This is a genomic window from Chitinophaga sancti, assembly GCF_034087045.1.
GTDB lineage: Bacteria > Bacteroidota > Bacteroidia > Chitinophagales > Chitinophagaceae > Chitinophaga > Chitinophaga sancti_B.
In genome coordinates this window covers 1,797,806-1,823,823 of the sequence record NZ_CP139247.1, presented here as the reverse complement: position 1 = coordinate 1,823,823, position 26,018 = coordinate 1,797,806, and the positions used below count along the sequence as shown (strand labels likewise).

Below are 26,018 nucleotides of genomic sequence, written 5' to 3'. Positions count from 1 at the left end.
GGTTAACAAATAAATGGATGGATGAATTACAATGTCACTTCAAGCCCATCGTAGGCCAGCGCCATACCGGCAGGCAGCTCCTGCGATACTTCGGCATGTAGTCCCATCTGGTGACTGATATGCGTGAAGTATACCTGTGGAATAGCCAACTCCTGTGCCAGGGCAATCGCCTCATCCAGGGTGAAGTGAGAAATGTGTTTCTCCCTGCGCAGGGCATTAACTACCATTATGCGGGAGCCCACAATTTTTTCTTTTTCTTCAGGTGCGATAAAATTCGCATCTGTAATATACGTGAAGTCGCCAAAACGGAAGCCCAATACCGGCATTTTGTGGTGCATGACATTGATCGGCGTAAACAGCATTCCATTTACATCAAACGGATCATTGCCAATGGTAAGGAGATTCAGCTCCGGAATACCCGGATATTTATGCTCTGCAAAAGCATAGGCAAATTCACGCATAATACCTTCCTGTGTGAACGGTGTCGCATAAATATCGATCGCTCGCTGCTGAAAATAATTGAAAGCACGGATGTCGTCCATCCCTGCTATATGATCTTTATGAGAGTGGGTCACTAATACTGCTTCCAGGTGTTTCACTTCTGCTCTCAGCATCTGGTAGCGGAAGTCTGGTGTCGTATCGATAACGATATTGCCTGCAGGTGTATCAGAAATGAGGATACTGCTGCGCAGACGTTTATCATGCTTATCGGTAGAAGTACATACCCTACAGCCACAAGCTATAACGGGTACGCCCTGAGAGGTGCCTGTTCCTAAAAAAGTTACTTTCAAATCTCTGAAGGTGTTTCTGGTGAAGGAGGAGTGGATTCTTCGTCGGCCGCATCAGCAGCGGTATTCCTGTTTTCCACAATCTGCTTGTATAGCTTCAGGGATTCAGGAGTCAGCACACTTTCATCCAGTTCCATCGAGCCCAGGATATCAAGGAGCGTATTGATACGTCCTTCCAGGTTCAGGAATTTATTAACTACCACGACCTTTTTATGTTCGAGTACACAATAGCCTGAATTAAACGTTCCTTTTTCAAAACGCAACTCATACTTAGCCTCTCCAAAGATTTTTTCAAGGCGGGTCAGGTTATTGGGTGTCACTTTGAAGTTCATGACACAAAAGTAAGATTATTTACTCACCAACCTTGCGACAGGTACGATCACCTCCTCCAGCGAAATTCCACCATGCTGGAAGGTATTGCGGTAGAAATTGACAAAGTAGTTGTAATTATTCGGATAGCAGAGGTAGCCATCTTCTTTTGCAAAGATATAAGAGGAGTTTACATTGGGTTTGGGCAGGCCTGCTTCGCGGGGATCCCTGAAGGCCAGTACTTCCTTGGCATCATAGTTCAGGTTACGACCATGTTTATAACGCAGGTTGGTAGTGGTTTGCTTATCTCCTATCACCTTTACCGGTGTCTTCACCCTGACATTACCATGGTCAGTCGCGATGATCAGGTTGATCTTTCTGTCTGCCACTTTGCGCAGTGCCTGGTGCAAAGGTGAATGTTCAAACCAGCTGGCGGTGATAGAACGGTAAGAAGTTTCATCCCCTGCCAGTTCTTTCAGCACTTCCATTTCTGTACGGGCATGGCTGAGCATATCCACAAAGTTGTATACTATTACGTTCAGCGGATAGGCTAGCAGGTTATGTATGTTGTTCACCAGGTGCTGACCATCATTATGAGTGGTCACCTTAGTGTAAGAGAAACGGGTATCCAATTTCAGACGTTTGAGCTGATCAGCGAAGAATTCTTCTTCGTACAGATTCTTCCCTCCATCTTCATCGTCGTTTTTCCATTGTTGTGGAAAACGGCTTTCTATATCTATTGGCAACAGACCGGCAAAGATCGCATTGCGGCTATATTGAGTAGAAGTAGGGAGTATACTGTAAAAAGTATCTTCGGTGACCAGTCTGAAGGACTCCAGGAAGATAGGCAGGATCGCCTTCCACTGGTCCAGACGCAGGTTATCTATGATAATGAAGAAGTTAGGCACATCATTGTCCAGCTGAGGCACTACCTTTTCTTTAAATACGGAGTGCGACATCACAGGCGCGTCCTTCGCTTTCGGAGCTACCCAGCTGGAATAGTTGCGGGAGATGAATTTGGCAAACTCCGTATTGGCCTCCGCCTTTTGGGTGTTTAATACCTCCATCATCTCTGGATTGTTGGTTTTAGCCATTTCCATTTCCCAGTAAACCAGCTTCTTATAAATATCCATCCATTCATTGAAGTCCGGACCTGAGTTCAGGGCCATGAAGAGGGAACGGAAATCCTGCTGGTAACCGATGGTGGTCTTTTCGGCCACAAGCCTTTTATTATCAATGATTTTCTTCAGAGAAAGGAGTACCTGATTCGGGTTCACGGGTTTGATCAGGTAGTCGGTGATCTGGGAGCCAATAGCTTCGTCCATCACATTTTCCGCCTCATTCTTGGTGATCATGACCACAGGAATCTGCTGGTCGATCTCTTTGATCTTGGCAAGGGTTTCGAGTCCAGTTATACCCGGCATAGACTCATCCAGCAGCACAACATCTACCAACTGTTCCTTCAGAAATTCCAGGGCGTCATATCCATTGGTCAGAGCAGACACCTTGTATCCCTTGTTTTCAAGGAACATGATTTGCGATTTAAGTGATTCTATTTCGTCATCTACCCAGAGTATATTTATTTGACTCATGCAAGTATTAGTTAGGAGTAAAATTAATAAGTTTCACGCGGCAACTATTTGGCCAAGATACCATTCTCTACTGTCAAAAAATGTTCCCTATATGCGATATTGGCACAATAAATTGTTAAATAACAGTTGATTTGCTGTAAGTTGTCCAAATATTATCAATTTTTGCAATAAAAATAGGAAAATCGAGGCAGATATAGGGGAAGGAGGTTCAGGTGGCGTCTTATACATTAGAAAAAGTTAAAGATAATAATTCCTTAACGTAGCTTTGCCCAAGCTAAAGGGTAACGGTAAAAATGGCAGAACGCAAGAGAAAAATTGTAAATGATCCGGTGTATGGCTTCATAACGATAGATCATCCGCTGATCTTTGCCTTAATTTCCCATCCTTACTATCAGCGCCTACGTCGTATTCATCAGATGGCCCTGGCACATCTGGTCTATCCGGGAGCGATGCATACCCGTTTTCATCACAGTATGGGAGCTTTTCACCTGATGAGCTGCGCACTGGCAGAGTTGAAAGGGAAAGGGGTAGAAATTACGGACGAAGAGGAGATAGCCACTAAGATGGCTATTTTGCTGCATGATATAGGTCATGGACCTTATTCTCATGCCCTGGAAAATGGAATTATCGAAGGGGTATCCCACGAAAAGATCAGCCAGTGGCTGATGGAGGAGTTGAATAAGGAGCTGAACGGAGCCCTGAGCCTGACAATAGAAATCTTCAACGGGCGTTATCATAAAACGTTTCTTCATCAGCTGGTGTCGAGCCAGCTGGATGTAGACAGGATGGATTACCTGAATCGTGACAGCTTTTATACGGGGGTTTCTGAAGGAGTAATTGGTTATGACCGTATTATAAAAATGCTCACTGTGCAACGGAATGAGCTGATGGTGGAGGAGAAGGGGATTTATTCAATAGAAAAGTTTATTGTGGCCCGGCGATTGATGTACTGGCAGGTATACCTGCACAAGACAGTATTAAGTGCAGAGAATATGCTGGTCAAAATACTGAAACGGGCTAAAGAACTGGCACTGAGGGGAGTATCACTGTTTGCCTCGCCGGCATTAGAATATTTCCTGTACCATACTATTACAGCTGCCAACTTTGAACAGGAACCAGCTTGTCTGCAACAGTTTTGTCTGCTGGATGATTACGATATTTTAAGCGCGATAAAGGTATGGGCCACCCATACGGACCCAGTCCTTTCCTTGTTATGTAAATGGTTGACAAACAGGCATTTGTTTAAATGCCTGCTCAGTAATGAGGCTTTTGATACCTCGGCCATAACTTTATTGAAAACACAGGTGCAAGAAAGATATGGCATTTCTGGCCATGATCTTGATTACTTTGTCTTCACAGGAACAGCTAGTCTGAGCGCGTACAACATTAATAATGAAAGGATTAACATCCTTTTTAAAGACGGGACCGTCAAGGATATTTCGTCAATCGATAATGCACTGGTTAGTCATACACTGGCTATACCCGTAAAAAAATTCTACATTTGTCATCCAAAAATCTAAGCAACACAGGATTATGAATGATAGATTGTAGGTAATGTATAACTAGATGGCTGTCAATTAAATCATAAAACTGGTACCGCCTGGATAACTATATTAATTATTAACTATGCAGTTTAGCGCATTACAATTGGCTACCATGTTGGATGGTAAGCTGGAAGGCAACCCGGACGTAAAAGTGAATAACATCGCCAAGATCGAAGAGGCTGGTGAAGGGATGCTCAGTTTCATTGCCAATCCCAAATACGAAGAATTCATCTACACGACCAATGCTTCCATACTCATTGTGAACGAAAGCCTGGTGACAGAGCGTCCTGTAAAGTCTACCCTGATCAGGGTGAAAGATGCTTACAGCGCATTCGCCCAGCTGCTGGAGCAATACAAACAGCTGGTAGGTAACAAAACTGGTATTCAACAGCCATCTTTTGTACCTGCTTCTGTAAAAACAGGCACCAATGTATTCATTGGCGCATTTGCTTACCTGGGAGAAAATGTCGTACTGGGCAATAATGTGAAGATCTATCCGGGTGTATATCTGGGTGATAATGTAGTGGTGAGCGACGACACTGTGATATTCCCAGGTGTGAAAGTTTACGAGAACTGCGTGGTAGGCAAGCGGGTAATCCTGCATGCGAACTGCGTAATCGGTGGCGACGGCTTCGGCTTTGCCCCTCAGCCTGATGGTAAATACAAGAAAGTTCCTCAGATCGGCAACGTGGTGATCCACGACGATGTGGAAATCGGTGCAAATACGACTATCGACAGAGCGACAATGGGCTCCACTATCATTCGCCAGGGTGTAAAACTGGATAACCTGATCCAGATCGCGCACAATGTGGATATAGATACAAATACCGTAATCGCGGCACAGACTGGCATCTCCGGTAGTACCAAGATCGGAAAGAACTGCGTGATTGGCGGCCAGGTAGGGCTGGTAGGCCATATTCAGCTGGCAGACGGCACCAAGATCAACGCGCAGAGCGGTCTTTCCAAATCCATTACCGAGTCAAACACGGCTCTGATGGGCTCTCCTGCTTTTGACTACAAAAGTTCACTGAAAAGTCAGGCAATTTTTAGAAATTTGCCGGACCTGGAAAAACGTGTTAAGGAGCTGGAGGATATGGTAAAACAGTTACTTTCTGTAAGAGAAGGTGTTTAATATACCTGTAGTTTACTACGCCACAATCATTTGCGAAATCGTAGACCCTTACGAGACAACAGAAAAATTAGTTAATAAAATATGATGGAGAATCAACAGTCGCCCAATCAACACACGATAAAAACTCCTGCCACTATATCGGGTGTAGGTTTGCACACAGGTGCCAGCGTAAATATGACCCTCAAACCTGGTAATCCTGGATCGGGTATTAAGTTCAGACGTATTGATCTGCCCAACCAACCTGTAGTAAAAGCGGATGTGGATTATGTAGTAGATACTGCCAGAAGTACAACACTGGAACACAATGGTGCAAGAGTAAATACCATCGAACATATCATGGCTGCACTGGTAGGTACCGGTGTTGACAACGTAGAAATAGATATTGATGGTCCTGAAGTGCCTATCATGGACGGCAGCGCTATGTCTTTCATCGAACTGATCGAACAGGCAGGTGTAGCTGAACAGGATGCAAAGAAGGTATACTATACCATTGATACCAATATTACCTATTACGACGATAAAAAGAATGTGGAAATGGTAGCGCTGCCTGCAGTAGACTACCGTGTCACCTGTATGATCGACTTCAACTCGCCGGTACTGGGTACCCAGCACGCGAACCTGAACAGCCTGGCTGACTTCAGATCAGAGATCGCACCGTGCCGTACCTTCGTATTCCTGCATGAACTGGAGTACCTGATCAACAATAACCTGATCAAAGGTGGTGATATCAACAACGCAATCGTGATCGTTGATAAACCTGTAAGCGAAGAAGAACTGGCGCGTCTGGCGACCGTTTTCCAACGCAAAAATATCAGAGTAGAACAACGCGAAGGTATCCTGAACAATATTAAGCTGCGTTTCCCTAATGAACCTGCACGTCACAAACTGCTGGACATCATGGGCGACCTGGCACTGGTAGGTTATCCTATCAAGGCGCATATCATCGCCAACCGTCCGGGACATGCTTCCAACGTGGAGTTTGCCCGTCGCTTAAAACAATACATCAAGAAGAACAAGCATATTAAAGATGTGCCTGTATATGATCCTAATAAACCGGCTATATTTGACCTTCCACGTATAGAGCGGACCCTGCCACATCGTTTCCCAATGCTGCTGGTGGACAAGATCATTGATCTCACAGATACGCAGGTAGTCGGTATCAAGAATGTAACCTTCAACGAGCCCTTCTTCCAGGGCCACTTCCCGAACAATCCGGTAATGCCGGGTGTATTACAGGTAGAGGCATTGGCACAATGTGGAGGTATCCTCGCACTGAACACAGTTCCTGATCCTGAAAATTACGATACATACTTTATCAAGATCGACAACTGTAAGTTCAAGCAAAAGGTATTCCCAGGCGACACGATGATCCTGAAGATGGAGCTGCTGAGCCCTATCAGAAGAGGTATCGTGGAAATGCGGGGAACTGTATTTGTAGGTAACAAGATCGTTACAGAGGGCGACCTGACTGCTCAAATCATTAAAACAAGAGGCTAAAAAATAGCAATGATCCATCCGCTTACTTACATCCACCCTGACGCGAAGGTGGCACCAAACGTTAAAATCGATCCTTTCACTGTCATCCACAAGAATGTGGAGATTGGTGACGGTACCTGGATCGGGTCGAATGTCACTATCATGGAAGGGGCAAGGATTGGAAAGAACTGCCGTATCTTCCCTGGTTCCGTCATATCCGCTATACCACAGGACCTCAAATTTGACGGAGAAGACACCACCACTATTATTGGAGATAACACCACTATCCGCGAGTATGTAACCATCAACAGGGGTACTAAAGACAAATGGAAAACCGTAATCGGTTCTAACTGTCTGATCATGGCCTACAGCCATATCGCCCACGACTGTGAGGTAGGTAACTACTGCGTATTTTCTAACGACACGACCCTTGCTGGTCACATCACCGTGGGCGACCACGTAGTGCTGGCTGGTATGGTGGCTGTACAACAGTTTTGTAAAATCGGTGCACATGCTTTCGTAACCGGTGGTTCACTGGTAAGAAAAGATGTACCTCCTTACGTAAAAGCTGCACGTGAGCCACTGTCTTATGTAGGCGTGAACTCTATCGGTTTAAAAAGAAGAGGCTTCTCTCTGGAAAAGATCAATCATATCCTGGATATTTACCGCGTGATCTTCGTGAAAGGCTACAAACTGTCAAAAGCAGTAAGCATCATCGAAGCTGAATATCCTGCTACGGATGAAAGGGATGAAATCCTTGCATTTATCCGTGAGTCCGGTCGTGGTATCATGAAAGGGTATACGTCTCTCTCCAGTGACGAATGAAAATAAAATCTTTACAGGCAATACCATGTGTACGAAACTCGTGGTATTGCCTTTTCTATAAATAATGAGGACGAATGAAAATAACGCTGGACCAGACTGGTAAACGCTTTAACTACGATTGGATATTCCGTCGGGTCAACGCCACGTTTGAAGCGGGACAACGTTATGCCATACTTGGACCAAACGGTTCAGGTAAGTCTACATTATTGCAGGTGATCAGCGGACATTTGTTGCACAACGAAGGCACTGTCACCTACCACGATGTGAACACCCCCATCCCTGCCGATCGGTTTTTTGAATCCTGCGCTATCGCAGCCCCCTATCTCGAACTGATCGAAGAATTTACCCTTGCAGAAAGCATCAGTTTCCATCTGCAATTTAAGCAGTTCATACCTGGTATTACCCCGCAGAAAGCTGCGGAAACAGTCGGTCTGCAATCATCTATGCGTAAGCAGGTGAAGCACTTTTCTTCTGGTATGAAGCAAAGGCTGAAACTGGCGCTGGCCATCTTTTCAAATGTGCCTGTATTACTGCTGGATGAACCATGTACCAACCTGGATGCAGCTGGCGTAGAGCTTTACCAGGAGCTGATTACAACTTATGCAAGTAATCGAATGATCATTGTCAGTTCCAACGATGAGCAGGAGTATTTTATGTGTGAACAGCGTATGAGTATCTTGGACTACAAATGACGTGGGGATTAGTGCTTTAATCGTATATTGAACCCCATAATACGAGATGCATATGCAAAAAACTGCCAGTAAGAAAGTAATTAACGGGTGGGCCATGTATGACTGGGCTAACTCCGTTTACAATCTGGTAATTACTACTACCTTTTTCCCTATTTATTTTACAAGCGCTACAAAAGCGGCCTTCCACAGCGACCGCATTCCTTTCTTCGGAAAATATTTTATCAATTCTGCCCTGTATGACTACGCGATGGCAGCAGCGTTTCTGATTGCTGCGATTGCCTCTCCTATCCTGTCTTCTATTGCAGATACAAGAGGTAACAAAAAACGTTACCTGATGATGTTCACCTGGCTGGGTGGTATCAGCTGTAGTGCGTTGTACCTGTTCAACGGCGGCAATGTCGAATATGGTATCATCTTCTTTGTCCTCGCTACCCTCGGCTACTGCGGAGGACTGGTGTTTTACAACTCTTACTTACCAGAGATAGCAGCAGAGGAAGACCGTGACCGGGTGAGTGCCAAAGGCTTTGCCATGGGGTATATCGGTAGCGTACTGTTACAACTGGTTGGTTTTGCACTGGTAGCGCTGCTGCCATTTGGTATCACAGAAGGGCAGGCGGTGCTCATTACCTTCCTGCTGGTAGGTGTCTGGTGGATCGGCTTTGCCCAGATCACCTTTGCACGATTGCCTGCCTCCAAAGGAACAATTGCTGAACATAAAGCTGGTGTGTTCACAGAAGGCTTCTCTGAGCTGCGTAAAGTGTATGCCCAGGTAAAGACCATGCCTGTGCTGAAGCGCTTTCTGAGAGGCTTTTTCTTCTACAGCATGGGTGTGCAGACAGTCATGATGGCAGCAACCCTCTTTGGTGCACAGGAATTACACCTGCCTTCTACCACCCTCATCAGTGTAGTGGTAGTGATCCAGTTAGTAGCGATTGCCGGTGCTTCGGGCATGGCATGGCTCTCAGGCAAGTATGGCAACCTGCCTGTATTAATTGGAGTCATATTCGTATGGATAGGCATCTGCTTTGCTGGTTACCGTATGCAGACAGCTACCGACTTTTATATACTGGCCACAGCTGTAGGTCTGGTAATGGGAGGTGTTCAGTCCCTGAGCCGCTCCACCTACGCCAAGCTGATGCCGGAAACTGAGGATACCGCAAGTTTCTTCAGTTACTATGATGTGACTGAAAAGCTTTCTATCGTGATCGGTATGACCACCTTCGGGTATATCCATGAGCTGACAGGTAGTATGCGCAATTCTGTAATTGCACTGGCTGCCTTCTTTTTAATGGGCCTCGCTTGGCTGTTCTCCGCACGGAGAAAGCAAAAGGCACTACAATAGAAACCTCAATTGTATGAAACTATATACCGTAGACACAGGCTTTTTTAAACTGGATGGAGGTGCTATGTACGGCGTAGTACCAAAGAGTATTTGGAACAAACTAAGTCCATCAGACGAGAACAATTTATGCTCCTGGGCCATGCGCTGCCTGCTCATCGAAGATGGCAAGCGCCTGATCCTGGTAGATACAGGTATTGGTAACAAACAGGATGCAAAATGGCTTGGCCATTACCACCTGCATGGCGATGCAACCCTGGATAGCTCCCTGGCTAAACTGGGTTTTCACAAAGATGATATCACCGATGTGTTCCTGACTCACCTGCACTTTGACCATTGCGGTGGCTCCATTGTAAGACAGGGCGATAAACTCGTACCTGCGTTCAAAAATGCGACCTTCTGGAGCAATGAAGATCACTGGAACTGGGCGATAAAACCAAACGACAGGGAGAAAGCATCCTTCCTGAAAGAAAACATCCTGCCCATGCAGGAAAGTGGTCAGCTGAAATTTGTGGAAGTAAAGGAAGGCGTGAGCTTTACTGACAATATCAATATCCGGTTTGTAAACGGACATACAGATGCACAAATGCTGCCACAGATCAAATACAAGGATAAAACCATCCTGTATATGGCAGACCTGTTGCCTGGCATCGGACATATTCCACTGCCATACGTAATGGCATACGATATGTTCCCGCTGACAACCCTTCAGGAGAAAAAAAGTTACCTGACTGAAGCACTGGAGCAGCAGTATGTACTGTATTTAGAGCATGATCCGAAGGTAGAATGCCTCGTGCTGCAACAAACGGAGAAAGGCATCCGCGCAGGCGATACCTTCCCGTTGTCTGCGCTATAATGTATGCCATCTTGGCACGACACGTACCTGCTGCATACATTTTGTATTACATAGATCATGGCAACACACCTGACAATAGATAATAAATTGAAAAAGCTGATTGTTGTAGGCGACAGGGTACTGGTACAACCACTTACCCCCAATGAACGTACAGAAAGCGGGCTATTTTTGCCTCCCGGTATGCAGGAAAAGGAAAAGGTTCAATCTGGATATGTCATCAAAACAGGTCCTGGATATGCCCTTCCATTACCTTCTGAGGATGATGATGCCTGGAAGGGAGAAGATGAGAAAGTGAAGTATATTCCTTTACAGGTAAAGGAAGGCGATCTGGCTATCTTCCTGCTCAATGGCTCCACGGAAGTGTCATACCAGGGCGAAAAGTACTTTATCGTACCGCAGAGTGCGATACTGATGCTGGAAAGAGAAGAAGATCTCTAATGCTTTTTTCATAAAAATTTCAAAAAGGGCTGTAAGTGATTACAGCCCTTTTTTTATCTTCAGAGAAATTTTAATACCCCATGGCTGATAAAGAAGCATTTCTGTCGCATATCCAAAGTGGATATACCTTCAAGGGTGAACGATTTAAACTGGGCTGCGCCATGCTGGATGGCGATGTCGTGAGTGGTGCGGATGTGTTCCTGCCATTGAAAACGATGAACAGGCATGGATTGATAGCCGGCGCCACAGGTACAGGTAAAACCAAAACCCTGCAGGTGATTGCAGAAGGGCTGAGCGATGCCAGCGTACCTGTACTGCTCATGGATATTAAAGGTGACCTGAGTGGCGTTGCGGCCGCCGGCACTAACAGTGACAGGATCAAAGAGCGATATGAGAAAATCGGCGGCAGCTGGTCTCCTTCCGGCTACCCTGTAGAACTGCTTTCACTCAGTGATGAAAAAGGCGCGCGCCTGAGAGCAACGGTGAGTGAATTTGGCCCGATATTATTGTCCAGAATATTAGAACTGAACGATACACAGGAAGGCCTGGTGGCCATGATATTTAAATATTGTGATGAAAGTAAACTGCCCCTGCTGGACCTGAAAGATTTCAAGAAAGTATTGCAGTATGTGAGTGATGAAGGTAAGGCTGAACTGGAAAAAGATTATGGTAAGATCTCTACCACTTCAGCAGGTACTGTGCTCAGAAAAGTAATTGCGCTGGAACAACAGGGTGCTGATAAATTCTTTGGCGAAACCTCTTTTGAAGTAGATGACCTCCTACGCATCAGTGATGATGGCAGAGGAGTGATTTCCATCGTAAGAGTAGCGGATATCCAGGATAAACCAAAGCTGTTTTCCACATTCATGCTTAGCCTGCTGGCAGAGCTGTATGCTACATTGCCTGAAGAAGGTGATATGGATAAACCAAAGCTGGTACTGTTTATAGACGAAGCGCACCTGGTATTCCAGGAAGCCAGTTCTGCACTGTTGCAGCAGATCGAAACAATCATTAAACTGATCCGTTCAAAAGGTGTGGGTATCTTTTTCTGTACACAAAATCCAATGGATGTACCACCATCTATACTTGGACAACTGGGTATGAAAGTACAGCATGCACTGCGTGCATTTACTGCCAATGACCGTAAGACGATTAAGCAGACGGCCGAGAACTATCCGCTATCTGATTTCTATAAAACAGATGAACTACTCACACAGATTGGTATTGGTGAAGCATTGTTCACCTGTCTGAATGAGAAAGGTATACCTACGCCACTGGCTGCCACCATGCTGGTAACACCACGCTCCCGGATGGATATACTCTCTGCGGCAGAGATGGATGCACTGGTAAACAGCAGCAAAATCGCGCAGAAGTATAATCAGGAGATCGATCATGAAAGTGCATATGAAATCCTGACAGCAAAGCTGCAGGAAGCAGCAGAAAAAAGTGCCCCTGCAGCGAAAACTGCCGGAGGCAAAAAACAACCCGAAGAGAAGAGTATATTAGACACTGTACTAAGCAGTCCTATCGCCAAACAAGTGGGCCGAACAGCAACTACGATGATCACAAGGAGCCTGCTGGGCGCCCTGGGATTAGGCGGTAAGAGCAGCAAAAAAAGTAGTAGCTGGTTTTAATTAAAATCTAGGATATGGAGAAAATTATCAAAGCAGGGATTTGTTCCTATGGTATGTCAGGACATATCTTTCACGCACCGTTTATTCACACACATCCGGGGTTTACCTTCTATGCTGTAGTGGAGCGAAGTAAGAACCTCGCAAGACAGCGCTATCCCGATGTGAAAGTATATACCAGTGTAGCGGATATGATTCAGGATCCTGAACTGGATCTGATCGTAATCAATACACCTAACTATACCCATTACGAATACGCCAAGGCTGCGCTGGAAGCGGGAAAGAATGTAATAGTAGAAAAACCTTTTACAGTGCATGCTGCAGAAGGGGAAGAGCTGGCAGAACTGGCGGCTTCAAAAGGGTTGCTGTTAAGCGTGTACCATAACAGACGCTTTGATAGTGATTTTAAGATTGTAAAACAGGTGCTGAACAGTGGCGATCTGGGTGATTTGCTGGAAGCAGAGATTCATTATGATCGTTATCGTGAGGAGCTGAGTTATAAGAAACATAAGGAAGAGAAACTACCGGGTACTGGCGGGTTGTATGACCTGGGTTCACACCTGGTAGATCAGGCGCTGATACTGTTTGGAATGCCGGATGCAATATGGGCGGATATCAGGACGATCAGGAAGGAGTCACTGGTGGATGATTACTTTGAGCTGGTTTATTTTTATGAACATCTAAGAGTGAGGTTGAAATGCTCTTATCTCACCAGAGAACCGATTCCTTCTTATCAGTTTCATGGGCGGAAAGGTTCTTTTATAAAAACGAAAGCAGATACGCAGGAAACGATGTTGCAGCAGGGATTGATGCCGGGAGCGCCTGGATGGGGTGTGGAAGGGATTCATGAGTGGGGATTGCTGCATACAGAAAGAGATGGAAAGGTGGTGAGGGAATACCTGCCATCTCCAAAGGGAGACTACCTCGAATACTATGATGGCATATATGATGCACTCAATGGTAAAGGGCCGAATCCTGTACCTGCACAAGATGCGGTGAATGTGATCAGGATTATTGAGGCGGCATTTGAAAGTAGTGATGCAAAGAAAGTTATTGCTCTTAAATAATTTCGAAAGGCCGCTTTTACTTACGGTAAAAGCGGCCTTCTTCATCTCTTATAATAATTTCCTCACTGATCATAAATTGCGTCACCTCCATCAACTCCGCTTCATCCACCTCTTTTAGCTTATTCTGAATCACTTCCCATTCCATAGGAACCTCACTTAGCTCTGCCAATAACAACCCCGATATCGCCTTAAAATCTGCTGGCTTTTTCTTCTGCGCTATACATACATCACAGATTCCGCAAGGCTGTGCATCGTGTTCTCCAAAATACTGTACTAATAACTGTGTCCGACACTGCTTTTTATTCCGAACATATTCCAACATCGCATCCAGCCTATCCTTGTAAGCCTTCATTCTCGCCTTCACCCGTTCTGTATCTATCCTTAAATGTTGCGTAGATACCCGCTGCTCTACAAAAGATAACTGTGGTACTGTCTTACGTTGTTTATACCGGATTATCCCTCGCTGATGCAGCTGTTGTAATCCCAGTATCACCTCCTGCTCTTTGATACGCAGAATCCGCAGAAGCTGCCTTTCATACACCGGAACGGGATTATCAAAGATCCCTTCATAAGTGCGTAATAAAGTTTGCACCAGCGCAGACAACGCCGGTTGTGCGGCATCAAATGCAAACAACGTTTGCCTGTTAACAATAAATTCCACCATTGAAGGCATAAACACACTCTCACTCAGCTGCAAAATACCTTCCTGCTCCAATATGCGCAAGGCACTATATGCCACTGTTATATTCAGTTCGAATTTCTGTACGAAGTCATTGATATCAAAATCAAAGTACACACCTTCTCCTCCACCTACCGGTACCTGTAAATAATTCACCAGCGCCTGATACACACCTCTCACCTGATCCTGACCGGGAAACTGCAAGGCAATCATCTCCGTCATTCTATCCAGCTCTGAAGAATGGTACAACAATACAGCATATGCCTTCTGCTCATCTCTCCCACCTCTGCCAGCTTCCTGGTAATAACCCTCCAGGCTCTCCGGGGCATCTGCATGTATCACTACTCTTACATCCGGCTTATCGATCCCCATCCCAAATGCGTTGGTACACACCATCACCCTGATTTTGCCCTCTATCCACAATTCCTGACGGGCAGTGCGTTCCTCTCCTGTTAGTCCGGCATGATAATAACTGGCAGAAATCCCGTTCTGTTCCAGCATATCCGCCAGCTCACGGGTGCCTTTCCGATTGCGGCAATAGATGATGGCACTGCCTGGTACCCGCTGTAAGATGTGTAATAACCTGGGGTGCTTATCCCCTTCTTCAATCACGCTGTAGGAAAGATTGCTACGTACAAAGCTCTTGCTGAAAATAGCCGGCTTTTGCATGCGCAGCTTTTCGCAGATGTCCTGCTGTACCTTTGGGGTAGCCGATGCGGTGAGTGCTAATACCGGTACACCCGGAAACTGTGTTCTGATCTCTGCGATCTCCAGATAGGCAGGTCTGAAATCATACCCCCATTGAGAAATACAGTGTGCTTCATCTATCGCCAGCAGTGTAACCGGCAATCCATCGCAGTATTCTAAAAACCGGCGACTCTGTAATCGCTCAGGCGATACATAGAGAAACTTATACGTACCACGGCGTGCCTCTTCCAGCAACTTCTCCACATCCTGGTAATACATACCCGCATAGATAGCAGCAGCAGGAATATTCCGGCTACGCAAATTTGCCACCTGATCCTTCATCAATGCAATAAGGGGTGTGACCACCAGGCAAAGCCCTTCTTTCATGAGTGCCGGTACCTGGAAGCAGATGGATTTTCCACCTCCGGTGGGCATCAATGCCAGTGTATCCTGCCAATTGCAGACAGACTGAATAATGTCTTCCTGCAAAGGACGGAATTGGTCATAGCCCCAATATTTTTTCAGTATTTCTGTTGGAGTAGTCACACTGTAAATGTAACTATATTACTCTCTTGTACCGCAGGCGCACAGAATTCGCGGCCAGTACGATATCTGAAAGCGCCATCACACCCGCACCGGATATAGGGCTCAATACCCCAAAGGCAGCAAATGGAATGGCAATCACATTGTACAGGAATGCCCAGAAAAGATTCTGTTGTATAGTGAGAAAGGTATGTTTACCCAGCCCCAATGCTAGCGGCAGGGAAGACAATTTGCTATTTAATAAGATCACATTGGCACTCTGCATAGCAATATGCGTGGCATCACTTAGGGAGATACCAATCGTAGCCCTGGCCAATGCCGGTGCATCGTTGATACCATCGCCTACCATAGCTACCGGTGCGGCTTGCATAAGACGGTCTATTTGCTGTAATTTCTGTTCTGGTGTCTGGCTGGAGTATACTTCCCGGATGCCTGTCAACGCGGCCAGTTCACGACATTTACGTTCTGTATCTCCACTCAGCAGCACGGTTGTAATACCTCTGCTTTGCAACATGGCCACCATTTCTGCTGCATCAGGTCTTACTTCATCGATCAGGTCTATCCAGCCTGTCAGTTGACCATTCTTCAGCAGGTAGAGGTTATGGCTATCATCAGCAGTCGTATGTTTCGCCATTTCAAAGGAACCCAGCTGCCATTCATTGCCTGCGGAGTCTTTTGCCTGCATACCACGACCTTTTATTTCACGGATCTGTGTCAGCTTCACTTCTCCTTCTTTCTTCCAGATACTCACAAGTGAACGGGCAATAGGGTGAGAAGAGAATTTCTCCAGGCTATACACTGTCTGGGCAAATTCCCTTTCGGTCATACCTTCGTAGTGATAATTGCCCAGCTGCAGTTTGCCGGTAGTGAGGGTACCGGTTTTATCCAGTACTACGTATTTTATATCCTTAAAGGCTTCCAGGGTTTGGGCACCCTTGATGAGAATACCATTTTTTGCTGCTCTGCCCAATCCCACCATAACGGCTGCCGGCGTAGCGAGTCCCATGGCACATGGACAGGCGATGACCAGTACAGCGATACTCCGCATAATAGCGGCGCCAATGGTGATATGTCCAAATATCGCCCAACCTAAAAAGGTCAGTACTGCAATCCCTAATACCAATGGTACGAAGATGGCACTGATCTTATCAGCCAGTTTCTGCATGGGCGGTTTATTGCCCTGTGCCTGTTTTACGAGGTCGATGATGTAAGAGAGAACCGTATCTTTTCCGGTAGCGGTGATGAACATTTTGATACTACCTTCTTCCAGGATAGTGCCACCAATACCTTTATCTTTTTCGCCTTTACGTACAGGGGTGCTTTCACCAGTGATCATAGATTCATTGATGAGGCCACTCCCCCAGTAGATGGTGCCATCCATGGGAATCATATCGCCCGTGTTCACCAATACTTTATCACCAGTGCGCAGGGCCTGGTTGTCTACTACATGAATATGTTCATGATCACCGTGTTCTTCAATACGATTGGCGGTTGTTACCTGCATCTTTGCAAGGGCCGTAATTGCAGTAGTGGTTTGCTTTACAGAACGCTCTTCCAGCAGGTTGCCCAGGAATACCAGGGTGATGATGGCAGCAGCCGTTTCGTAAAACATATAGTCTGGCCCCAGGTGCAGGATTGTACCAGTAAGGCTATAGCCATAAGCAGCGATGGCACCCAAAGCAATCAGCACATCCATATTCGCCATCCCGTTTACAAGAGAGCGGATCGCACTCCGGCCAAAATGCCACATCCCCGTCAGAAAAACGGGTGTAGCAAGGCAAAGCTGTACAACAGGATCATGGAGCCATGCCCAGTGTACCCACATATGTAATAACAAAGGAGCTGTAAAGATGGCGCAGAAAATAAACTTAAATGTCAGTGTACGCAGAAAAGCCGCCTTGGGTTGAGGTTGGTTAGGTAATACCACCTGGTAGCCCAGCTGATCGATACCAGAGAGAATATCTTTGGGATTTGTCTCAATTCCTTCAGGCAGGGTAAAACTCAATTCCTCTGTGGCAAAACTAACATTCACATCCTGCATACCTTTGTGCTGAAGGTATTTTGATACCGTCAAGGCACAACTGGTACAGTTCATTCCTTTAACTTTACAACTGATCGTTTCCATTAGTGACTGATTAACGTTACAAAGGTATCCACCCCCGATTCATGTGAATAAAATATTAATGCAACGGAGTGGCAAGCCAATATGAAAGTAACAGAAAATCAATTGTTTCTGTAAAGTCTTTTATTAATGCAACGCAGTATCAACCAATAGATTACGGTTATTTAATTACATTTACGAGATGGAATGGACCTTTACTATTGAGGAGCTGCCCAAGGTAGCCCAAAGTTTCTGGGCACAATATGGAGCGCAACAGATTTTTACCCTTGAGGGAGCCATGGGTGCCGGCAAAACTACTTTTGTAAAGGCACTGTGTGCGGCAAAAGGCGTGGAGGATACAACTGCCAGTCCGACCTTCTCCATTATTAACCAGTACAACTATCGTACAAATGACGGTGTAACACGTAATATTTATCACCTGGATCTGTATCGGTTACGTGATGAGGAAGAGGCAATAGGCGCGGGTGTAGAGGATACCCTCTACCAGGAGGGCGCAATATGTTTTGTAGAATGGCCGGATATCATCCAGGAATTATTACCTGCAGACACCATTCGATTGCAATTGACAGTATTACCTGATCAGCGGAGACAGCTGCGGGTTTCCTGATACATTGCTTTGAACAAATAATGTATCTTTGATTACAAGGATAAATTCACCCGGATCAATTTTGACAACTATATGGAGCAAAGGCAAAAACCTGTTGTGAGTGCTGGCTTTACATATTCACCGCTGGAAGAAACGTTGGATATTCCGCAGAAAAATTCCCGTTTATTCATAGGTATTCCAAAAGAAACGTCCTTCCAGGAAAACCGCATAGCGCTTACACCCGATGCGGTAAGTATACTGGCCAGCAATGGTCATCATATCGTGGTAGAACATAAGGCAGGCGATGGCTCCCATTTTTATGACACAGATTTTTCAGAAGCCGGCGCCGAAATATTGTACGATAAGAAAGAAGTATACAAAGCGGAGATCATTGTAAAATCAGCCCCACTCAACGATGAGGAAATAGAGCTGCTGCATCCTCACCAGATCGTGATCTCTCCCATCCACCTGGCTGCCCTGAAAATAGAGCAGGTACAAAAGATGATGGAGAAGCGGATTACCCTGCTCTCGTTCGAAAATCTCAAAGACGATGCAGGCACCTACCCTATTGTAAGAGCTATGAGCGAGATAGCTGGTGGCGCTGTCATGCTGCTGGCCAGTCAGTACCTGAGCAACAGCAATAAAGGGAAAGGTATTCTGTTGGGCGGTGTAACGGGTATACCTCCTACCAAGGTAGTGATCATCGGCGCAGGCATTGTAGGCGAATTTGCAGCCCGTACTGCCATGGCCCTGGGTTCTTCTGTAAAAGTATTCGACAATAACATCTATAAACTGAAACGCCTGCAAAACAACATCGGCGTTCGTGTATTTACCTCCGTTATTCAGCCCAAAGTACTGGCAGAGCAGCTGCGGAATGCTGATGTAGCAGTCGGCGCTTTGTCTTCTCAGTCAGGCCGTACACCTATTGTAGTCTCCGAATCAATGGTGAGCAACATGAAAGCAGGATCTGTGATTGTAGATGTAAGTATAGACAGAGGCGGTTGTTTTGAAACATCAGAGATCACCAGTCATGAAAACCCGATATTCAAGAAGTACGATGTAATTCACTATTGCGTACCTAATATTCCATCAGGATTTGCACGCACAGCTTCTGAAGCTATCAGTAATGTACTGATGCCATTATTGCTGGAAGCAGCAGATGATGGTGGTTTTGAGAACCTGGTGTGGATCAAGAGAGGAGTGCGGAATGGGATCTATCTCTATAAAGGGGCATTGACCAACTATCACCTGAGTGAAAAGTTCAAACTAAAATATACTGACCTCGAGCTGCTACTGGCAGTGAAGGGATAATAAAAAAGCTTCTGCCCTGGCAGAAGCTTTTTATTATAATCTTACTCCGGCAATTATCTGTAATGAATTGACCGGCATAGAGACCATTGCCGTTGGCATCCAGCCAGTCGTAGTAGCACCCCGAACTTCCAGCTGGAAGCGGCTTACCTTCACACCAACTCCGCCAACAAGAGATTGTTCCAATTTGCGGATATCACTCACAGCGTCACTATGTTCATCCCTACTTGCATCATAGTAATCATTCTTTTTCTCATTAATAAGCAACGCATTGCCTACACCAATATGAACAAACGGCCTTACGAGTCCTCTGGGATATATATACTGTGCCATGATATTTATCTGCACATAATTCAATTTAAAAGTAGTCACGTCACCTTCAAGTAGTCTGGACATGTCCATCTTCGCATCCGTGCTGTATGACTTAAAGATCAGTTCATTGTACAATGAAAACTTCCTGGTAGCACCCCCAAATGGAATATCCAGGAATAATCCTGCTACAGGGCCAACAGAAGAACTATAATCGCCATGCCGGTTATAATCTTCTCCGTTCTTCATTTTGAAGCTATTGAATGACGGACCTGCTACTATCCCCCAATAGACTGGATTCTTTTTGTTTTGCTTCACAGCTACCTTTTCATCCGGGTGCTGCTTTTGATGATAAGCAACAAATAAAGCAATCAGCTTATCATCGCGGTATTCCACATTCCTTGCCTGTCTGGCTATCTTGCTGTCGTCCTTGAACAGGGTGGACAGTTGCTCCTGATATTCCCTCTTTTCATAGAGTTTGGATCCCTCAGGAGCAGGTACCAATGTCTTGATGTACTTGAGTTCCTGGATTTCCTGTCCTGGCACACCATACATAAAGTGTACGCGCTGGTATTTATCAGTATAAGTATACAGGTTATAATCGCCCACTACAAGTTGCTGAATAAATACGGTAGAATCCATCAATTCTGTTTCTGGTTGTGTCACCCTTTGTGTGGTAGAAACAATATATGGTGTTACATCCAGCAGCAAATGCTTCGACACGTATATAATTTCTCCATTCGACTGCATGGTAAAACCACTGATCTGGTCAGGAGTGTACTTAGTGACGGTTCCATTTTGAGTACTTTTGAAATGAATTTCTCCCGGGCTGCTCGTCCAGTTTTTGAAATCAATAAATCCTCTCAGGGAATCATCTTGTTGAGGAATAGCTACTGTCCCGGGAACATAATTTTGCTGTCCATAGGTGGCCATTGCCACCAGGCAGCCCATCAGGGGTAATAAAACCTTCTTCATGTTGGATATAGGAATAATTTACTTTCTTAGCCTACGGTCAGGTTGTATCCCATCGCCATAGCTGCCAGGATAGCACCTCCTACAAGTATGCGGTATACACCCCATACACGGAAACCATATCTTTTCAATACGCCGATAAAGAACTTGATGGCAACTAATGCTACGATAAATGCAATGACAAAACCAATGATCAGCAGCTGGAAATTGCCGGTATTGCTTGCCAGGGCATCTTTGCTTTTATACAGGTCATAGCAGGTTGCTGCGAACATGGTTGGTACGGCCAGGAAAAACGAAAATTCAGCAGCAGCATTGCGGGTCAGCTTTTGCTGCATACCACCTATGATGGATGCGGCACTGCGACTCACACCCGGAATCAACGCCAGGCACTGGAAAAAACCAATGCGGATAGCCCTGAAATTGTCCACCTGTTCATCCTTGTCAATGGTTGGATTCTTAAACCAGTTGTCCACAAACAATAATACAATACCACCCAGGAACAGGCTGGCCGCAACCACTGCAGGAGAACCCATCAGGTCCTTGATCTTGTGATGGAACAGGAAACCCAGGATCAGCGCAGGAATGGTAGCCAATACCAGTTTGAGATAAAAAGGAATGCGGTTCTTATCGAACACAAAGAATTTTTTCCAGTACAAAACCACGACAGCTAATATTGCCCCCAGCTGTATTACAATCTCAAACAATTTAGTAAACTCGTCGTCCCCGATACCCAGTATTGCACTGGTAATGACCATGTGACCAGTAGACGAAATGGGTAAAAACTCGGTTAATCCTTCAACAATAGCAATGATAATGGCATCCAGAATGCTCATGGAAATAGCTGATTTATCCGTTTAAATAAAAAAAAGCGATGAATCAGTATCATCGCCTGTATTATAATAAGTTGCAGGTATTATTGCTTTGGTTTACGCATTATCGCAAAAACCTCTACTGCCAGACCCAGCAGGATCACGATAGGCGCCAGGGTAATACGCTGGAAACTATACACTTCTTCTGGTTTGAATTTGGTAGCATCATCATTGTAACCACCAGTCATCAGCAGAAAGCCGATTACAGTGATCACCAGACCCGCTATCATCAATTTATAGTTATCTTTTGCAAAAACAGGGCGGCTATCAATGACTGCCTTATCTGCTTGTTTGGTTTCTTTAATCATATGATGTAGAAAATTATCAATCAATATAAATCATCCAGTTTCAGTCGCAGGTATTTCATTACCGAACGATGCGTACTCACCAGCGAGATAAAGATACCTATTACAATCATGCCTATAAAGAGGACAGATGTCATAAAGTAATCCCGCATGGCACTAAGCTCTGGAAGTAACTGGTCTGCAAAATAGAGAATCCCTATCAAACCGGCAATAGCCAATATGGCACTCAAGGCCCCATTGATGATACTACGCAGGTCGAAAGGCTTGGCTATGAACCACCTGGTGGCCCCTACCATCTGCATGGTCTTAATCAGGAAGCGGTTGCTGAACATGGCCAGACGTATCGTATTGTCTATCAGCACGATGACTACCAGCGCAAGCATAACTGAGATGCCGAGGATCACGAACCCGATCTTACGCACATTCTCATTCAGCTTGGATACCAGCCCTCTCTGGTAAGAAATTTCTCTTACTATACTCTGCTGACCCAGATTTGCCTCAATCACTGCCAGGCTGTCCGGATTTACATACCGGGCGTTACCTTTTACATTGATACTGGCATACAATGGGTTATATTGCAGCAGGGTGATAAAATCCTCTCCAAACTCCTTTTTAAAGCGCTCGGCCGCCATATCTTTGGATACATATTCGATCGACTTGACATAAGGCCTGCCTGCAATGGAATCACGAAGAGCGATCGCCTGCTCTTCTTTCACGTTGTCCCTAAGGATCACCTGAATTTCAATGCTTTCTTTAAAATATTCACTGAGCTTATTGGCATGGATCACTATGAGACCCAAGGTTCCCAGCAGGAACAGGACAAGTGCCACTCCAATAATGGAATACAAATAAGAAGGTTTGGATTTTTTTGAAGATGATTTCCCGGGTTGCTGCGCCATTAAACTACCGTTTATAGGCGAAAATAATAAAAATTAGCAGTTATGTTTACTTTTGTCATCCTTTAACGTTATTTTAAGTCAACTAGGGCGTAGCGTTACGTCCGGTTAATTCAACAATTATATGGAATATAATTTCAGGGCTATTGAGAAAAAGTGGCAGGACTCCTGGGGCAGCTCGAATGCTTACAGGGTTAGCATCAATAGCCAAAAGCCCAAGTGTTATGTACTTGATATGTTTCCTTATCCTTCAGGAGCGGGCCTCCATGTAGGCCATCCGCTGGGATATATTTCGTCTGATATCTATGCTCGTTATAAAAGACTAAAAGGCTTTAATGTGCTACATCCCATGGGCTGGGATGCCTTCGGTCTGCCGGCAGAACAGTATGCCCTGGAAACAGGTCAGCACCCCGCAGTGACTACTGCCGAAAATATTGCGGCCTTCCGTAAACAACTGGGGAACATCGGGTTTTGCTTTGACTGGGAAAGAGAGGTGAATACCAGTAATCCCGATTACTATAAATGGACACAATGGCTCTTCCTTCAGCTGTTCGATAGCTGGTTTGACCGTAACGCCCAGAAAGCCAAACGCATTCCAGAACTGACCGCCATCTTCGAAAAAGAAGGTAACAATGCCCACGAATGCCCTGGCGATCGTGCCCTCAACTTTACAGCTGAAGAGTGGAAAGGTTATGACGAGGCCCATCAGCGTGAGATCCTCATGCATTACCGCATCGCGTTCCTCGCTTATGCAGAGGTGAACTGGTGTGCCGCACTGGGTACCGTTCTGGCCAATGATGAAGTAGTAAATGGTGTAAGTGAACGTGGTGGTTTCCCTGTAGTAAAGAAGAAAATGCGCCAGTGGTTCCTCCGTATCACCGAGTATGCAAACCGCCTGCTCGAGGGTCTGGAAACTGTGAACTACAGCGAAGCTATGAAGGAAATGCAGCGTAACTGGATCGGAAAGAGCCAGGGTGCTGAAATCACCTTCAGGTTTGATGGTAACGAAAATGAAGGATTAAGAGTATATACCACCCGCCCCGATACCATTTTTGGTGTGGACTTCATGGTAGTAGCTCCTGAGCATGAGCTGGTAGCTAAGATCACAACTCCTGAGAATAAAGTAGCCGTAGATAAATACCTGGATTATGTCCAAAGCCGTTCTGAACGTGAACGTATGGCAGAGGTGAAACAAATCACCGGTTGCTTTACAGGTGCCTATGTACTGAATCCATTTAATGGCAAACGTATCCCGGTATGGATCTCTGAATACGTACTGGCAGGTTATGGTACAGGTGCGATCATGGCAGTACCATGCGGTGACCAGCGTGACTTTGGCTTCGCAAAACACTTTAATATTCCGATTACGAATATCATCGGTGATGCATTCAATGGTGCTGAAGCAAATCCAACCAAAGATGCAGTACTGCAGAACAGCGACTTCCTGAATGGCGTACCAATGAGGCAGGCAATGGAGCTGGTAGCTGATAAGGTAGAAGCCATGGGTATCGGTAAAAAGCAGACCAACTTCAGAATGCGTGATGCCGGCTTTAGCCGTCAGCGTTACTGGGGTGAGCCATTCCCGATCGTATACAAAAATGGTATCCCATATGCTGTAGACGAAAAGGATCTGCCTGTTGAATTACCACACGTAGACACCTACAAACCAGGTGAAGATGGTGAGGGCCCGCTGGCCAACATCACTGACTGGGTAAATATAGATGCAAATACCAAACGTGAAACCAACACCATGCCTGGCTATGCAGGTAGTAGCTGGTACTTCCTGCGCTATGCAGATCCTTCCAACAAGGAAGAGTTTGCAGGTCGTGCAGCAACCGACTACTGGAACCAGGTAGATGTGTATATCGGTGGTACAGAACATGCGGTAGGTCACCTGCTGTATTCACGTCTGTGGACGAAAGTACTGTTTGACCTGGGTTATATTGGTTTTGATGAGCCTTACAAAAAGCTGATCAACCAGGGTATGATTCAGGGTTCTTCCAGGTTTGTAAAACGTTTAAGATTCATCCACAGCGACCACCATGTAGGTGCTGATGAAATTGAACCTATCACACTGCCGGATAACAAACAGGTATATATCTCTAATAGTTTTGGCGATATCAAAATCAAAGAAATCATAGAGCTGATCAGGGCACAGGATACTTCGTTAGCCGAGTTCCTGGATTCTATGCATGTAAACTATGTGATCGAAAGCTATATACACGTGGATGTCAACTTCGTTGATGGTGTGATATTGGATATAGACGCAGCCAGAAAATGGAAAGCAGATTTTGCAAACGCAATCTTCTTAACACAGGATGGTCAGTTCACATGTAAATCTGAAATAGAGAAAATGAGTAAGAGCAAGTACAATACCGTCAACCCGGATGTACTTGTTGAAAAATACGGCGCCGATACCTTCCGCATGTACGAAATGTTCCTCGGGCCTGTAGAGCAGTCCAAACCATGGGATACCAAAGGTATCGAAGGTGTACACCGCTTCCTCAAAAAACTCTGGCGTCTCTTTGCTGATGAACAAAAAGGCCTGATCGTTAAAGATGGTGAAGCAACGCCTGAAGAACTGAAGATCCTGCACAAAACCATTCAGAAAATCGATAGCGATACTGAAAACTTCTCTTACAATACCGCTGTAAGCCAGTTTATGATCTGTGTAAATGAACTGAGCAGTCTCAAGTGCAACAAGCGTAGCGTACTGGAACCAGTACTCATACTGCTTACACCTTATGCACCGCATATCGCTGAAGAGCTGTGGCACCTGCTGGGTAACACAACCACTATCCTCGATGCACCATACCCTGTATTCGAAGAGAAGTATGTAAAGGAAGACGCATTCAACTACCCAATCGCAGTGAATGGTAAAACCCGCACAGAACTGAGCTTCCCGCTGGATACAGACAACGCAGCCCTCGAACAGACTGTACTGGCCAACGAGGTCGTACAAAAATGGATAGAAGGCAAACCTGTGAAGAAAGTAGTGATTGTAAAAGGAAGAATGATCAATATTGTTGTTTAATTAATAAGGGCTGGCGAAA

Annotated in this window: 22 protein-coding genes; 13 read left to right on the top strand and 9 right to left on the bottom strand. The window is 45.4% G+C overall.

What is annotated here, in order from left to right:
* Positions 1-26: 26 nt before the first annotated feature.
* The 3 genes from SIO70_RS07670 to SIO70_RS07660 are packed head-to-tail and all read right to left on the bottom strand — an operon-like array spanning position 27 to position 2,689.
* Complete coding sequence (locus SIO70_RS07670; protein WP_320580354.1) at positions 27-791, bottom strand: MBL fold metallo-hydrolase; 765 nt, start codon at positions 789-791, stop codon at positions 27-29.
* Positions 788-1,120, bottom strand: a complete 333-nt coding sequence (locus SIO70_RS07665) for a hypothetical protein (RefSeq protein ID WP_320580353.1) — start codon at positions 1,118-1,120, stop codon at positions 788-790. Before SIO70_RS07665 ends, SIO70_RS07670 begins: the two co-directional genes overlap by 4 nt.
* A gap of 15 nt (positions 1,121-1,135) precedes the next feature.
* Complete coding sequence (locus SIO70_RS07660) at positions 1,136-2,689, bottom strand: response regulator (protein WP_320580352.1); 1,554 nt, start codon at positions 2,687-2,689, stop codon at positions 1,136-1,138.
* Between the two features lie 293 nt (positions 2,690-2,982).
* Here SIO70_RS07660 and SIO70_RS07655 point away from each other — a divergent pair, with 293 nt between their 5' ends.
* The 10 genes from SIO70_RS07655 (at position 2,983) to SIO70_RS07610 (ending at position 13,689) form a co-directional block, all read left to right on the top strand.
* Positions 2,983-4,209 carry an HD domain-containing protein gene (locus SIO70_RS07655; protein ID WP_320580351.1) on the top strand — a complete coding sequence of 409 codons (1,227 nt, stop codon included), beginning with the start codon at positions 2,983-2,985 and terminating at the stop codon, positions 4,207-4,209.
* Positions 4,210-4,315: 106 nt separating this feature from the next.
* Positions 4,316-5,365: a UDP-3-O-(3-hydroxymyristoyl)glucosamine N-acyltransferase gene (gene lpxD / locus SIO70_RS07650; protein WP_320580350.1), complete on the top strand. Its 1,050-nt coding sequence runs from the start codon at positions 4,316-4,318 to the stop codon at positions 5,363-5,365.
* Between the two features lie 81 nt (positions 5,366-5,446).
* Entirely contained in the window at positions 5,447-6,862 is a 1,416-nt protein-coding gene (locus SIO70_RS07645) for a bifunctional UDP-3-O-[3-hydroxymyristoyl] N-acetylglucosamine deacetylase/3-hydroxyacyl-ACP dehydratase (protein ID WP_320580349.1), read from the top strand.
* A 9-nt stretch (positions 6,863-6,871) separates the two neighbouring features.
* Positions 6,872-7,666, top strand: a complete 795-nt coding sequence (gene lpxA, locus SIO70_RS07640; protein WP_083724126.1) for an acyl-ACP--UDP-N-acetylglucosamine O-acyltransferase — start codon at positions 6,872-6,874, stop codon at positions 7,664-7,666.
* A 74-nt stretch (positions 7,667-7,740) separates the two neighbouring features.
* Positions 7,741-8,358, top strand: coding sequence for an ATP-binding cassette domain-containing protein (locus SIO70_RS07635; protein WP_320580348.1), 618 nt, complete (start codon positions 7,741-7,743; stop codon positions 8,356-8,358).
* 52 nt (positions 8,359-8,410) lie between these two features.
* Positions 8,411-9,700 (top strand): MFS transporter, encoded by a 1,290-nt coding sequence (locus tag SIO70_RS07630; RefSeq protein WP_320580347.1) that lies wholly within the window; start codon positions 8,411-8,413, stop codon positions 9,698-9,700.
* 13 nt (positions 9,701-9,713) lie between these two features.
* Positions 9,714-10,553 carry an MBL fold metallo-hydrolase gene (locus tag SIO70_RS07625; RefSeq protein ID WP_320580346.1) on the top strand — a complete coding sequence of 280 codons (840 nt, stop codon included), beginning with the start codon at positions 9,714-9,716 and terminating at the stop codon, positions 10,551-10,553.
* A gap of 57 nt (positions 10,554-10,610) precedes the next feature.
* Positions 10,611-10,991, top strand: coding sequence for a co-chaperone GroES family protein (locus tag SIO70_RS07620; protein WP_320580345.1), 381 nt, complete (start codon positions 10,611-10,613; stop codon positions 10,989-10,991).
* 80 nt (positions 10,992-11,071) lie between these two features.
* Complete coding sequence (locus SIO70_RS07615; protein WP_320580344.1) at positions 11,072-12,625, top strand: helicase HerA-like domain-containing protein; 1,554 nt, start codon at positions 11,072-11,074, stop codon at positions 12,623-12,625.
* A 14-nt stretch (positions 12,626-12,639) separates the two neighbouring features.
* Entirely contained in the window at positions 12,640-13,689 is a 1,050-nt protein-coding gene (locus SIO70_RS07610; protein WP_320580343.1) for a Gfo/Idh/MocA family oxidoreductase, read from the top strand.
* Positions 13,690-13,705: 16 nt separating this feature from the next.
* Here the strand turns inward: SIO70_RS07610 and SIO70_RS07605 are convergent, their stop codons facing one another.
* Positions 13,706-15,601, bottom strand: coding sequence for an ATP-dependent DNA helicase RecQ (locus tag SIO70_RS07605; protein WP_320580342.1), 1,896 nt, complete (start codon positions 15,599-15,601; stop codon positions 13,706-13,708).
* A 13-nt stretch (positions 15,602-15,614) separates the two neighbouring features.
* Positions 15,615-17,723 (bottom strand): cation-translocating P-type ATPase, encoded by a 2,109-nt coding sequence (locus SIO70_RS07600; protein ID WP_320580341.1) that lies wholly within the window; start codon positions 17,721-17,723, stop codon positions 15,615-15,617.
* Between the two features lie 178 nt (positions 17,724-17,901).
* Between SIO70_RS07600 and tsaE the strand changes: the two genes are divergently transcribed.
* Entirely contained in the window at positions 17,902-18,327 is a 426-nt protein-coding gene (tsaE, locus tag SIO70_RS07595; RefSeq protein ID WP_320580340.1) for a tRNA (adenosine(37)-N6)-threonylcarbamoyltransferase complex ATPase subunit type 1 TsaE, read from the top strand.
* Between the two features lie 72 nt (positions 18,328-18,399).
* The gene (locus SIO70_RS07590; protein ID WP_083724108.1) at positions 18,400-19,617 is read left to right on the top strand and encodes an alanine dehydrogenase; all 1,218 of its coding nucleotides are present in this window, start codon (positions 18,400-18,402) and stop codon (positions 19,615-19,617) included.
* 33 nt (positions 19,618-19,650) lie between these two features.
* Here the strand turns inward: SIO70_RS07590 and SIO70_RS07585 are convergent, their stop codons facing one another.
* From SIO70_RS07585 to SIO70_RS07570, 4 genes are all read right to left on the bottom strand, one after another.
* Complete coding sequence (locus SIO70_RS07585) at positions 19,651-20,898, bottom strand: porin family protein (RefSeq protein WP_320580339.1); 1,248 nt, start codon at positions 20,896-20,898, stop codon at positions 19,651-19,653.
* A 26-nt stretch (positions 20,899-20,924) separates the two neighbouring features.
* Complete coding sequence (locus SIO70_RS07580; protein WP_320580338.1) at positions 20,925-21,728, bottom strand: undecaprenyl-diphosphate phosphatase; 804 nt, start codon at positions 21,726-21,728, stop codon at positions 20,925-20,927.
* A gap of 80 nt (positions 21,729-21,808) precedes the next feature.
* Positions 21,809-22,072, bottom strand: a complete 264-nt coding sequence (locus tag SIO70_RS07575) for a DUF3098 domain-containing protein (RefSeq protein WP_320580337.1) — start codon at positions 22,070-22,072, stop codon at positions 21,809-21,811.
* A gap of 20 nt (positions 22,073-22,092) precedes the next feature.
* A complete protein-coding gene (locus SIO70_RS07570; RefSeq protein WP_320580336.1) occupies positions 22,093-22,968 on the bottom strand; it encodes a cell division protein FtsX in 876 nt (291 codons plus the stop codon).
* A gap of 121 nt (positions 22,969-23,089) precedes the next feature.
* Here SIO70_RS07570 and SIO70_RS07565 point away from each other — a divergent pair, with 121 nt between their 5' ends.
* Positions 23,090-25,999 carry a leucine--tRNA ligase gene (locus tag SIO70_RS07565; RefSeq protein WP_320580335.1) on the top strand — a complete coding sequence of 970 codons (2,910 nt, stop codon included), beginning with the start codon at positions 23,090-23,092 and terminating at the stop codon, positions 25,997-25,999.
* The last annotated feature ends 19 nt before the right edge of the window (positions 26,000-26,018 follow it).